This window comes from Streptomyces sp. CA-111067, from assembly GCF_050956065.1.
In the GTDB taxonomy this organism is placed as follows: Bacteria; Actinomycetota; Actinomycetes; order Streptomycetales; family Streptomycetaceae; genus Actinacidiphila.
In genome coordinates, this window is sequence record NZ_CP192103.1 from 2,350,518 (window position 1) to 2,363,712 (window position 13,195).

The 13,195-nt window shown below is 73.3% G+C and carries 8 protein-coding genes; 5 read left to right on the forward strand and 3 right to left on the reverse strand.

What is annotated here, in order from left to right; all coding sequences use genetic code 11:
- Positions 1-9: 9 nt before the first annotated feature.
- A complete protein-coding gene (locus tag ACQPW6_RS10240; RefSeq protein ID WP_433889257.1) occupies positions 10-819 on the reverse strand; it encodes an HAD family acid phosphatase in 810 nt (269 codons plus the stop codon).
- Positions 820-967: 148 nt separating this feature from the next.
- A complete protein-coding gene (locus tag ACQPW6_RS10245; protein ID WP_433889258.1) occupies positions 968-2,269 on the reverse strand; it encodes a 6-phospho-beta-glucosidase in 1,302 nt (433 codons plus the stop codon).
- Between the two features lie 223 nt (positions 2,270-2,492).
- Between ACQPW6_RS10245 and ACQPW6_RS10250 the strand changes: the two genes are divergently transcribed.
- The 5 genes from ACQPW6_RS10250 to ACQPW6_RS10270 all read left to right on the forward strand — a co-directional run bounded on the left by ACQPW6_RS10250 (position 2,493) and on the right by ACQPW6_RS10270 (position 9,890).
- Complete coding sequence (locus ACQPW6_RS10250) at positions 2,493-3,590, forward strand: PfkB family carbohydrate kinase (protein ID WP_433889259.1); 1,098 nt, start codon at positions 2,493-2,495, stop codon at positions 3,588-3,590.
- A 249-nt stretch (positions 3,591-3,839) separates the two neighbouring features.
- Complete coding sequence (locus tag ACQPW6_RS10255) at positions 3,840-4,883, forward strand: PhoH family protein (RefSeq protein ID WP_433889260.1); 1,044 nt, start codon at positions 3,840-3,842, stop codon at positions 4,881-4,883.
- A gap of 12 nt (positions 4,884-4,895) precedes the next feature.
- Positions 4,896-5,390 (forward strand): rRNA maturation RNase YbeY, encoded by a 495-nt coding sequence (gene ybeY / locus ACQPW6_RS10260; RefSeq protein WP_433889261.1) that lies wholly within the window; start codon positions 4,896-4,898, stop codon positions 5,388-5,390.
- 19 nt (positions 5,391-5,409) lie between these two features.
- The gene (locus tag ACQPW6_RS10265) at positions 5,410-6,738 is read left to right on the forward strand and encodes a hemolysin family protein (protein ID WP_433889262.1); all 1,329 of its coding nucleotides are present in this window, start codon (positions 5,410-5,412) and stop codon (positions 6,736-6,738) included.
- 161 nt (positions 6,739-6,899) lie between these two features.
- Entirely contained in the window at positions 6,900-9,890 is a 2,991-nt protein-coding gene (locus ACQPW6_RS10270) for a SpoIIE family protein phosphatase (RefSeq protein WP_433889263.1), read from the forward strand.
- Position 9,891: 1 nt separating this feature from the next.
- Here the strand turns inward: ACQPW6_RS10270 and ACQPW6_RS10275 are convergent, their stop codons facing one another.
- Entirely contained in the window at positions 9,892-13,164 is a 3,273-nt protein-coding gene (locus tag ACQPW6_RS10275; RefSeq protein ID WP_433894484.1) for a S41 family peptidase, read from the reverse strand.
- Positions 13,165-13,195: the final 31 nt, after the last annotated feature.

Genomic DNA, 13,195 nt, shown 5'->3' on the forward strand with positions numbered 1-13,195 from the left:
GGCGGCCGGCTACGGCAGGAAGTACATCGGGTTCGGCAGCTTGAACGTCTTGTCCGCGTAGCCGCCGGACAGATCGCTGTACTGGTCGCCGAAGTTGGCGACAATGTTGTAGCCCATCGACTCGATGTGCGCGCGGGTGCCGGACTTGTACTGGACGGTCGTACAGGTCGCCCCGCACGGCAGGTACGCGGGCGGCGCGGCGGCGTTCTTCAGGTACAGGTGGGCGGTGTCGGCGGCCGGCTGGTAGCCGACGGCGGCCAGATTGCGTACGGTGTCGGCGCGCTGCGCCTCCGGGCGGCCGGTGATCCAGAAGACCGTGATGCCCTTGGCCGCCGCCCAGTTGGTCAGGGTGTTCATGCCGAAGACGGCGTCCATGTTCTTGTTCGCGATGTACGCCGAGTTGGAGGCCGGGGTGTAGTTGAAGCCCTGCTCCAGCTCGTAGTTGTAGGTGTTGACGCTGGTGTCGTCCACGTCGAGCACGATGGCGGGCTTGGCGGGCTGCCCGTGCCGGCCGTCGTGGTCGCCGTGCCCGGCCTCGTGCGCGAGGTAGCTCTCGGCCTTCTTCTCGATCCCGGCGACCTGCTTGGCGTAGTTGCTCGTCGGGGAGGCAAAGTGCTCGCCCGAGGCGTCCACGGTGTCGCCGTAGTACGCCTTGATCTCCGAGACGACGTCGGTGAGGTTGGGGATCTGCTTGTCGCTGCGCGGCACCGAGTCGTGGGCGTCGGCGGCGCCGACCCCGTACAGCGTGGCGCCCATCGCCGCGGCGGCGACGGTGACGGCCAGTACGCGGCTGCGGGCGGCCGGACGGATACGGGGCATGGCGGTGCTCCTTCGGCTTCGACGGTCCTTGGTGTGCGGTGAACCTAGACCCGTTGATCTGGGCAGGTCAAGGATGGTCTACGCGCGTGGTCGGCCGGAGCTGTTCCGTGCTCGTTTCCCTTGCGTTAAACCGCAGTTCAGAGCTGCGTCACCAGCCGGAGGCGGTCAGGATGCGGTCGGCGACCGCCACCGAGTCGACCAGCGGGTGCAGGGCCAGCGCGCGCAGCGCCGCATCGCGTGAACCGGTCTCCGCCGCCTCGATCGCCGCGCGCTCCACCGACTTGAGCGCCAGCATCAGGCCGGCCTGGTGCGTGTCCGGGGGCGCGACGGGCAGCGGGCGGGCGCCGAACGCGCCCACCTCGCAGGGGATCTCGACGATCGCGTCCGGGCCGAGGAACGGCACGGCGGTGCCGCCGGGCACGTTGAGGATCAGCGTGGCCCGCTCGTCGCGGGCGATGGCCCGCATCAGCGCGAGCGCCACCTTGTCGTAGCCGCCGCCGTCCAGATCCTGCGGGTCGCGTTCCGAACCGCCGGTGGCCGCGCGGTTCTCGGCCATGTACGTCTCCTCGCGCTCCCGGCGGGTCCGCTCCCACAGCTCGTACGCCCGCGTGGGCGCGGTGTCGGCCGCGGCGAAGAAGTCCGACTGCTGGCGGTCCAGGAACTCGCCGCGGGTCGCGTCGGCGGACCGTACGGCTTCGAGTGCCTCGCGCTGGAAGTAGTAGTAGTGCAGGTACTCGTTGGGCAGCGCGCCGAGCACGGCCGGCCAGTGCGGGCCGAACAGCCGGCCCTCCTCGAACGAGCCCAGCGCGACCGGATCGGCGAGGAGGCCGGGCAGCAGGTCCCGGCCGTCCGCGGCGGACAGCCGGCGCAGCCAGCCGAGGTGGTTCAGACCCAGGTAGTCGTACGAGAAGCCGGGCGCGTCCGGGTCGGCGCCGGCCGCGCGGGCCGCGCGGCGGACCAGGCCGACCGGGGAGTCGCAGATGCCGATCACCCGGGGGCCGAGGATGCGGGACATGGCCTCGGTGACCATGCCGGCGGGGTTGGTGAAGTTGATCACCCAGGCGTCGGGGGCGACCGCGCGGACGCGCTCCGCGAGGGCGGTGGCGACCGGGAGCGTGCGCAGGCCGTAGAGCACGCCGCCGGCGCCGACGGTCTCCTGGCCGAGCACGCCTTCGGCCAGTGGGACGTGCTCGTCGCGGACGCGGGCGGGGGTGCCGCCGACGCGGACGGCCGAGAACACGAAGTGCGCTCCGCGCAGGGCGTCGTCGAGGTCCGTTGCCGCACGGACGGGCGGGCCTCCTGGCTGGGCCGCCAGCACGGCAGTGATCACCCGGAGCCGCCGGGGGTCGGTGTCGTGCAGCACGAGCTCGGTGATCGTCGGGTCGCCGATCAGGGCGCGATAGACGAGGGGTACGCGGAATCCGCCGCCGCCCACGATTGCTAGCTTCATCCGTCCACCCTGCCTGGCTGAGGTCGTCCCCGGATCTTCCCCCGGAGTGTGGCTCGTCGCGCAGTTCCCCGCGCCCCTAAAGACCCCGGTCGGCCGGGAGCGAAAGGACGCGCCCCGAAGGGGCGCGGGGAACTGCGCCACCAGCCACCCACCGGCGGGTGGTCCGGGGGCGGCGGGACGGGGGAGCACGGGCGGAAACCGGGGCACATGGGAAAGTGGGGGGATGGATGAGCAGGGGATCATCGATCCGCTGAGCGCGCAGCGTTCCGCGAAGGGGCCGGCGACGGACGTCTACCTCACCGGGACCGTGTTTCTCGACATCATCTTCACCGGGCTGGAGACCGCGCCCGTTCGCGGCACCGAGTCCTGGGCCCGGGGCATGGGGTCGAGCCCGGGCGGGATCGCCAACATGGCGACCGCCCTGGCCCGGCTGGGGCTGCGGACCACCCTGGCCGCCGCGTTCGGCGACGACATGTACGGCGACTACTGCTGGGACAGCCTCGCCGCGGGCGAGGGGATCGACCTGGGACCGTCCCGCCGGATCGCGGGCTGGCACTCGCCCGTCACCGTCTCGATGGCGTACGAGGGCGAGCGCACGATGGTGAGCCACGGCCACCAGGCGCCGCCCCCCGAAGGCACCGTCCCCGCCTGCCCGCCGCCCGCCCGCGCGGCGGTCGCCTCGCTGGCCGGGCGCGCCGAGAGCCCGGAGTGGATCGCCGGCGCCGCCGCCACCGGCACCAAGGTCTTCGCCGACGTCGGCTGGGACGAGACCGGCCGCTGGGACCCGGCCGACCTGCACGGCCTGCGGCACTGCGCCGCGTTCCTGCCGAACGCCGAGGAGGCGATGCGCTACACCCGCACCGACTCCCCGCGGGCCGCCGCCCGCAAGCTCGCCGACCTCGTACCGCTCGCGGTGGTCACCCTCGGCGCGGAGGGCGCAGTCGCGGTGGACGCCGGCAGCGGCGAGACCGCCGAGGTGCCCGCGCTGCTGGTGGAGGCGCTCGACCCGACCGGCGCCGGGGACGTCTTCGTCGCCGGGTTCGTCACCGGCACCCTGGCCCGCTGGCCGCTCGCCGACCGGCTGGCCTTCGCCTCGCTGTGCGCCGCACTGTCCGTGCAGGAGTTCGGCGGCTCGCTGTCGGCGCCCGGCTGGATCGAGATCGCCGACTGGTGGCAGCAGGCCAAGGCGTACGCGGGCGAGGCCGCCGCCGGACGCGAGGTGCTGCGCCGCTACGCCTTCCTCGACGAGCTGCTGCCGGCCGGCACCCGCCCGTGGCCGCTGCGCCGCGCGGTCCCGACGATCGGCTTCCGCCCGGCGTGACGGAGCCGGCCCGGGCCCTCCGTACGGCGTAATCGAACGCGCCCCCGTCGTCCCGCGCCCACCGGCGCGCCCCAAACCATCCGCAACCGCCCCCAAGCGCCCCCGTCCGGCGGCCGGAACGGGCCCGGCGCGGCCGGGCCGCCAAATCCCCTCGGCGCGCGCCGTCCCACGTCGTACGCTGGGTACCCCAGGGCCCTTCGGGCCCAGCGAGCAGCAGAAAGCGGGATGAGCAGGCCCTAGCGCCGGCCCATGACTCAGACACCGACAAAGCAGCAGCCGCAGCCGCCGAAGCAGGCGCGCGCCCACTTCGTCGTTCCGGCCAAGCACCCGATGGTGACCGTCCTGGGCTCAGGTGACGCCCTGCTCCGGGTGATCGAACAGGCGTTCCCGACCGTGGACATCCACGTCCGCGGCAACGAGATCAGCGCGGCCGGCGACGCCCCCGAGGTGGCCCTCGTCCAGCGGCTCTTCGACGAGATGATGCTGGTGCTGCGCACCGGCCAGCCCCTGTCGGAGGACGCCGTGGAGCGTTCCATCGCCATGCTCAGGGCGAACGGCACCGCGGCCGACCCGGACGCGGAGACCCCCGCCCAGGTCCTCACCCAGAACATCCTGTCCAGCCGCGGCCGCACGATCCGCCCCAAGACGCTCAACCAGAAGCGTTACGTGGACGCCATCGACACCCACACGATCGTGTTCGGCATCGGCCCCGCCGGTACCGGCAAGACGTACCTGGCGATGGCCAAGGCGGTCCAAGCACTCCAGGCCAAGCAGGTCACCCGGATCATCCTGACCCGCCCGGCGGTGGAGGCAGGCGAGCGGCTGGGCTTCCTGCCCGGCACCCTCTACGAGAAGATCGACCCGTACCTGCGCCCGCTGTACGACGCGCTGCACGACATGCTGGACCCGGACTCGATCCCCCGGCTGATGGCGGCCGGCACCATCGAGGTCGCCCCGCTGGCGTACATGCGCGGCAGGACGCTCAATGACGCGTTCATCATCCTGGACGAGGCGCAGAACACCAGCGCCGAGCAGATGAAGATGTTCCTGACCCGGCTCGGCTTCGACTCCAAGATCGTCATCACCGGTGACGTCACCCAGGTCGACCTGCCGAACGGCACCAAGAGCGGTCTGCGGCAGATCCAGGACATCCTGACCGACATCGACGACATCCACTTCTCCCGGCTCACCAGCACCGACGTGGTGCGCCATAAGCTGGTCGGACGCATCGTGGACGCCTACGAGCGGTACGACGACAGCATCGCCGGCGCCGCCGGCACCAAGGGGAAGTAGCCACCGCGCATCATGGCGATCGACGTCAACAACGAGTCCGGCTGGGAGATCGACGAGCAGGCACTGCTCGACACCGCCCGCTACGCCCTGCACCACCTGCGCATCCACCCGCTCTCCGAGCTCTCGGTGATCGTGGTCGACGCGGACGCCATGGAGCAGCTGCACATCCAGTGGATGGACCTGCCCGGTCCGACCGATGTCATGTCCTTCCCGATGGACGAGCTGCGTCCCGGGAAGGACGACGAGGAGCCCGCCCAGGGGCTCCTCGGTGACATCGTGCTGTGCCCGGAGATCGCCAAGAAGCAGGGCGAGGAGGCGCCGACCAGGCACTCCATGGACGAGGAGCTGCAACTGCTCACCGTGCACGGGGTGCTGCACCTGCTCGGGTACGACCACGAGGAGGCGGACGAGCGGGCCGAGATGTTCGGGCTGCAGAAGGCGATCCTGGACGGCTGGCGGGCCGAGCAGGGCGTTGAGGGCCCCTCGCCGGCCCCCACCACCCACTGACGGCCCGGGCGACCACCGCATGATCGTCTCCGCCGTACTGCTCGTCATCGTCGCCTGGCTGGCCGCCTGCGCGGAGGCGGGCATCGCCCGCACCTCCCGCTTCCGGGCCGAGGAGCGGCTGCGCGCCGGCCGCAAGGGCGCGGCGAACCTGCTGGCCGTGGCCTCCGACCCGACCCGCTATCTGAACGTGGCGCTGCTGGTCAGGGTGGCCTGCGAGACCGCCGCCGCGGTGCTGATCACGGTGGTCTGCGACCGGCACTTCGACCGCACCTGGCAGGTGCTGCTGGTGGCCATCGGGGTGATGGTGCTGGTGTCGTACGTGGCCGTGGGCGTCTCGCCGCGCACCATCGGCCGCCAGCACCCGATGAACACCGCGACCGCTGCCTCGTACGTGCTGCTGCCGCTGGCCCGGGTGATGGGCCCGGTGCCCGGCCTGCTGATCCTGCTGGGCAACGCGCTCACCCCCGGCAAGGGCTTCAAGCGCGGCCCGTTCGCCAGCGAGGCCGAACTGCGGGCGATGGTCGACCTCGCCGAGTCGGAGTCGCTGATCGAGGACGAGGAGCGCCGGATGGTGCACTCGGTCTTCGAGCTGGGCGACACCATCGTGCGCGAGGTGATGGTGCCGCGGCCCGAACTGGTGATGATCGAGCGGTTCAAGACGATCCGCCAGGCGATGACGCTGGCGCTGCGCAGCGGCTTCTCCCGGATCCCGGTGACCGGCGACAGCGAGGACGACGTGGTGGGCTTCGTCTACCTCAAGGACCTCGCCCGCCGGGTGCACATCAACCGGGAGTCGGAGTCAGACCAGGTGTCGTCGCTGATCAGGCCGGCGTCCTTCGTGCCGGACACCAAGAACGCCGGCGACCTGCTGCGCGAGATGCAGCAGGAGCGCAACCACGTGGCGGTGGTGATCGACGAGTACGGCGGCACCGCCGGGATCGTCACCATCGAGGACATCCTGGAGGAGATCGTCGGCGAGATCACCGACGAGTACGACCGGGAGACCCCGCCGGTGGAGGAGCTGGGCGACGGCCGGCACCGGGTCACCGCCCGGCTCGACATCGGCGACCTCGGCGACCTGTACGGGGTGGATCTGGACGACGACGACGTGGAGACCGTCGGCGGCCTGCTGGCCAAGTCGCTCGGCCGGGTGCCGATCCCCGGCGCGACCGCGGTCGTACCGCTGCCGGGCGACGCCTCGCCGGTCACCGACCCGCCGCGGCCGGCCGCCCTGCGGCTCACCGCGGAGACGCAGGCGGGCCGCCGCAACCGGATCGGCACGGTGCTGGTCGAGCCGCTCTCGGCGGAGCAGCAGGACGGCGATCCCCCGGCGGTCCCGGAGCCCTGACCGCTTCCCGGCGCCTGCCCCGGCTCCAACAGGGGCGCATCCCGGCCACCCGCCAGGGCAAATGGTTCCGAAAGTGTGAAAATGGGGAAAATGTCCCATGCAATCGATCGCACACGGATCGCACACGAGCCGGGCTGGTGGTGACGGGAACGAGTGACGCGGTGACGGGTCCCCGGTACGGGCGGGACGCCGGTGAGCCGGCGGAGCCCGGGTATCCGGCTGACGCCGTACGGCTCGACCTGCTGACGGCGACCGAGGGACTGGACGAGTCCGAGCTGCTGCGCCTGGCGCTGCAGCAGGCCGTCGCCGCCCTCGGCGGTATCGGCGGCCTCGCCCACCTGGCCGGCCAGGACGAGGGCACGCTGCGGCTGGCGGCCGTGAACGGCCTGCCCGCGGAGATCGCCCGCCCCTGGGACGAGCTCCCCCGCTCCGGCGAGGTGGCGCCCGCGCTCGCCGTGGACTACGGCAAGGTGGTGTGGTCCACCAGCCGTCCGCCGGACGCCGAGGGCGGCCCGCCGGGCCGGCTGGTCGGCGGGGTCCTTTCCGCGCCGCTCATGGTGGACCGGATCGCGGTCGGCGCGCTGTCGGTGCTGACCACCGGGCCGCCGAGCGCGGAGCGGCGGATGTTCCTGGCGAAGGCGGCCGACGTGGTCGGCGCCCGGCTGCCCGGCGTCCGGCAGTGGCGCAGCGGCACCCCGCCGTGGTGGCAAGAGCCGCTGGGCGCGCCGCGGTCGGTGATGCACCAGATCAACGTGGGCAGGTGGAGCTGGGACCTGACCACCGGCACCCTGGCGATCGACGAGGTGACCGAGGAGCTGATGCGCTCCGCGGGCCTCGACCCGGACAACTGGGACCGGCGGATCGAGACCTGGATGGAGCGGATCCACCCCGACGACCGGCCCGACGTGCAGAAATCGATCGACGAGTCGTTGCGCGACACCAAGCCCTACGCGGTGGAGTACCGGGTCGTCGGTGACTCCGGGCAGGTCAGCTGGCTGGAGGTGCGCGCCGGGTTCAAGCACGACACGACGACCGGCGCGGTCGCGCGGGTGATCGGCACGGTCTGGAACGTCACGCAGCGGCGCAGCCAGCTGGAGTGGCTGGTCGGGATGGTGGAGCTGCACCCCGACCCGATCCATGTGGTCTCCCCCGACGACACCGTGCGGTGGGCCAACCAGGCGGCCAGGCGGCTCGAGGCCACCGAGGGCGGCTCGATCGAGGGCACGGTGCCGTGGGACCAGAAGCCCGAACTGGCCGAGCAGGGGCTGCCAGAACTGCTCGCCCGGGCCAGGGCCGCGCCCGGCGCCCCCGCCACGCTGCGGGTGCGGCGCTGGGAGGAGGCGCGCGGCGCGGTCGCGCACTACCTGGTCAGGGCGGTCGAGATGGGCGGCTTCGTGACCGCGCAGATGTCGGACATCACCGAGCAGGTCGAGGTCGAGCAGGCGGCGGCCGTCCGCGGCAAGCGGGTGGCGGAGCTGAACGCGGCGCTGATCAAGGCGCTGGACACCTCCGACGTGGTCGGGGCGGTCGCCGAGCACGTGCTGCCGCTGGTCGGCGCGGAGGGCCTGATCCTGCACGATCTGACCGGCTCGGCGCCGCGGCTGGTCGGCGACATCGGACCGCACCCGGAGTTCCTCCGCGACCTGCACCGGTGGAGCGGCTGCGACCGCCCCGACCAGGCCGGCGGCGCCCCGCGGTTCATCGGCTCGTCCGCGGACCTGGACCGGCAGTGGCCGGACCGGCCCGCGTCGCTGCACGCCGAGAACATGGGCGGCTGGGCGATGCTGCCGCTGATCGTCGGCGCCCGACGGGTCGGCACCTGCGTGATCAGCTGGGCGCGGCCCCGGGAGTTCACCGAGGACGACCGGTCGCTGCTCGGCACCATCGGCGTCGTCGTCGCCCAGGCGCTGGGCAACGCGCGGCTGTACGAGGACGCCCGCAACCGGGCCGAGCGGCTGCAGCACGAGCTGCTGCCGGGACGGCTGCCCGACCTGGTCTCGGTGCGGGCCGCCGCCAGGTACCGGCCCGCCGCCGGCCAGGGCGTCGGCGGCGACTGGTACGACGTGGTGCCGCTGCCCGGCGGCCGGACGCTCGCGGTGATCGGTGACATCGTGGGCCACGGCGAGGAGCACTCGATCATCATGGGCATCGTCCGGCACGCGGTGCTCACCGTCGCGGCCCTCGACCTGCCGGTGGACGAGGTGCTCGCGCACCTCAACGACGTGGTGGTCAGGCTCGGCCGGAACCGGCACGGCACCGGTGACGACGACGCCGTCTACGCCACCTGCTGCCTGGCGCTGTACGACCCCACCACCGGGACGTGCTCCATCGCCAGCGCCGGCCACCCGATGCCGGTCGTGGTGCGGCCAGGCCAGGCGCCCCGCGAGCTGCGCGTCCCGATGGGGCAGCCGCTCGGCATCGCGCTGGTGCCGGCCCAGATCACCGAGACCGTGCTCGAACCCGGCAGCCTGCTGGTCCTCTACACCGACGGGCTGCTGGGCACCGACAACCCCGACATCTCCCGGCTGACGGCGGCGATCAGCCGGCAGACGGCCGCGGAGTCCGGGTCGACCGCCGGGCAGACCCACGGCGCACGCTGGCTGGCGTCGCTGTGCGACACCATCACCGCGGACCTGCCGCCGGACCGGACACCGGACGACGACGCGGCGCTGCTCACGCTGAGCGTCGGCCGCGCCCCGGCCGACCGGATCGCGGTGTGGGACCTGCCGCGGGCACCTGAGTCGGCCGGCGACGCCCGGCGGCACACGCTCGGGCAACTGGAGACCTGGGGCCTGGGGAGCCTGACCGACTCCCTGACGCTGGTGGTCAGCGAACTGGTCGGCAACACCTACCGGCACGCGGCCGGCATCGAGGCGGACGACGAGGACACCGGTCTGATCAGGCTCCGGCTGCTGTACCTGGACGACGCGCTGATCTGCGAGGTCTACGACGGCTCCGAGGCCACCCCGCGGGTCCACCACCCGCACGCCGACGACGAGTTCGGCCGCGGGCTCCAGCTGGTCGCCATGACGGCGACCAACTGGGGTGCCCGCTACACCGAGAACGGCAAGTGCATCTGGGCCTCCTTCGAGCCGGCCCGGCTGCCCGCCGACTCGACTGCCGACTCGACCGCCGACTCGACTGCCGCCTAGATCAACGCAGTTCGGGCAGCTCCGGCGGGGTCTTCGCCGGGGTCTCGGCCAGCGCCGCGAGGGCCACCTCGACGGCCCGGTCGAGCTGCGGGTCGCGGCCGGCCGCCCAGTCCTGCGGGGTGTGCACCACCTCGATGTCCGGGTCGACGCCGTGGTTCTCCACGTTCCAGCCGTAACCCTCCAGCCAGAACGCGTACTTGGGCTGCGTCACGCCGGTGCCGTCGACGAGCTGGTACCGGCTGTCGATGCCGATGACACCGCCCCAGGTGCGGGTTCCGACCACCGGGCCGATGGCGAGCGCCTTGATCGCCGCGTTGACGATGTCGCCGTCGGACCCGGAGAACTCGTTGGCCACCGCCACCACCGGGCCGCGCGGGGCGTCCTGCGGGTAGCTGACCGGGTGGGCGCCGCGCGGCAGGTCCCAGCCCACGACCCGGCGGGCCAGCTTCTCCACCACCAGCTGCGAGGTGTGGCCGCCGCGGTTCTCCCTGACGTCCACCACCAGGCCCTCGCGGGCCACCTCCACCCGCAGGTCGCGGTGCAGTTGGGCCCAGCCGCTGCCGACCATGTCGGGCACGTGCAGATAGCCGAGCCGGCCGCCGGACGCCTGGTGCACATGGGCCCTCCGGCCGGCCACCCAGTCGTGGTAGCGCAGCGCCTCCTCGTCGGCGAGCGGCACCGCCACCACATGCCGGACCGGGCCGCCCGCGGCGGGCGCCACGGACAGCTCCACCGGCTTGCCCGCGGTGCCGACCAGCAGCGGCCCCGGGCCGGTCAGCGGATCGACCGGATGCCCGTCCACCGCGAGCAGCAGGTCCCCTGCGCGGACGGCGACTCCGGGCGCGGCCAGCGGCGACCTGGCCTGCGGGTCGGAGGACTCGCCGGGCAGCACCCGGTCGATCCGCCAACCGCCCTCCTCCGTACGGGAGATGTCCGCACCGAGCAGGCCCTGCCGGTGCAGCGGGTCGCGGTAGCCGCCGGGCGGCGAGACGTACGCGTGCGAGGTGCCGAGCTCGCCGTGCAGCTCCCACAGCACGTCCACCAGGTCGTCATGAGTGGCGACCTGGTCCAGGAGCGGGCGGTAGCGGTCGGCGACCGCGGCCCAGTCCACGCCGTTCATGTCGGCCCGCCAGTAGTTGTCCCGCATCAGCCGGTGGGTCTCGGCGAACATCTGCCGCCACTCGTCCTGCGGGCGGACGGTGACCCGGACCCGGGACAGGTCGACGGTGACCGAACTGTCGGAGTCCTCGTCGGACTTGCTGTCGGCGGGCACCACCCGCAGCCGGGCGCCGTTGGTCAGCAGCAGCTTGCTGCCGTCGCCGGTGACCGCGAAGTCGTCGGTGTCGTCGGCCAGTTCCTCGACCCGCAGCTGCCCAAGGTCGTAGCGCTCCAGGACGGTGCCGGGCGGCTGCGCCTCGGGGGTGGCCAGCGCGGAGCCGAGCGAGCCGACCAGCGGGTGGCGCAGCCACAGCACGCCGCCCTTGGCCGCGCGCAGCCCCGAGTAGCGGCCGGCCTCGACCGGGAACGGCACGATCCGGTCGGCCAGGCCCTCGGTGTCCACCCGGGTCACCGGGGTACGCGGCCGGTCGCTCTTGTCCGCCGGGCCCGAACTGCCTTCCTCGCCTGCCGGTTTGGCGCCGCCCTCCGCGTCCTTGTCGGACTCGCCGCCGCCGTCCTGGTCGTCGTCCTCCGGCTCGTAGGGGCGGCCGTGCCGCTGCGGGCCGAACGGTGACGGGGTGGTCGCGGCCAGCGTGATCAGGTACGGGCGGCAGGCGTTGGTGAAGGACAGGTCGAAGACATGGGCGTCGTAGACCGGGTCGAAGGCCCGCTCCGACAGGAACGCCAGATGGCGGCCGTCGGCGGTGAACGCGGGCGCGTAGTCGTTGAAGCGCAAGGGGGTGGCGTCGGTCACCGTCAGGTCGGCGGTGGCCGCGAGCTTGAGCTGCCGCAGCGAGCCGGGGCCCGGCTGGGACCAGGCCAGCCAGGCGGAGTCGGGCGAGAATGCCAGCCCGGACGCGTCACCCGCGTCGCCGGCCACCACCTCGCGCACCTCACCGGTCTGGGTCTCCACCAGCAGCACCCGGCCGTCGTGCGAGGCGACCGCGATCCGGTGGCCGTCGGGCGACACCTCGATCTCGTGCACCCGGCCGAGCCGGCCGGTGGCCAGCCGGCGCGGCGCGCCGCCGGCCTCGGTGCCGGAGCCGGCACCCGTCAACAGCCCGGTGGCCGGGGCGAATTCGAGGCCGTCCTCGCCGTCGGCGTCGGTCACCCAGACCACCTGCTGCTCGGCGTCGGAGCCGCCGCCCTGGCCGAAGACCCGGGGCAGCCGGGTGCGTACGCCCGGCTCGGCGGACAACGCCCGTGCCGGGCCGCCGCGGTGGGTGATCCAGTGCGTGGTGCCGCGGACCTCCACCGCGCTGCCGCGACCCGTGTGGTCGGGCCGGGCGTCGCCCAAGTGGTGGGCTGCGCGCACCGGGTGGGGCTGGAGGTCGACCCGCTGGCCGCCGAGCGCGACCTCGACCGGGCGCGGCTCGGCGCCGTCGAGGTCGTCGAGCAGGTGCAGCACGCCGGCGGAGGTGTAGGCGATCCTGGTGCCGTCGGTGGCGGCCTGCCTGGCGTAGAACGAGCCGAGCGGGCTGTGCCGGCGCAGGTCGGAGCCGTCGGGCAGGCTGGAGTAGACCGCGCCGGTGCCCTCGTGGTCGGACAGGAAGGCGATCCGGCCGCCGACCCACATCGGGTTCTCCAGGTTCCCGTCGAGGTCGGCGTGCACCCGGCTGAACTCGGCACCGCCGTCAGGGTCGAGCCACAGCTTGCCCGCGGTGCCGCCCCGGTAGCGCTTCCAGTGCGCCGCCTCCCGGCCCATGGTGGGCGACTGGAGCAGCACCGCGCCGCCGGGCCCGTACGCCAGGTCGCCGATCGGGCCGTACGGCAGGGTGCGCGCGGGGCCGCCGTCCAGCGGCAGCACCCGGGCCCAGCTGCGGCGCAGCGACGCCTGGCCGTCGGTCGAGGTCACCACCAACTCGCCGTCCGGGGTCCAACCCCGCACGGCGGTACGGATGTTGCCCCAGTACGTCAGCCGCCGGGACGGGCCGCCGTCGAGCGCGGCGACATGCACCTCGGGGGCGCCGTCACGGGTCGAGGTCCAGGCCACCACGGCGCCGTCGGGCGACACCCGGGGCCGGCCGACCGGCATGTTGTCCGCGCTGATCCGCCAGGCCCTGCCGCCGTCGAGCGGCGCCACCCACACATCGTCCTCCGCGGTGAAGGCGATCAACTCGCCGTGCGGGTGCGGATGGCGGAGATAC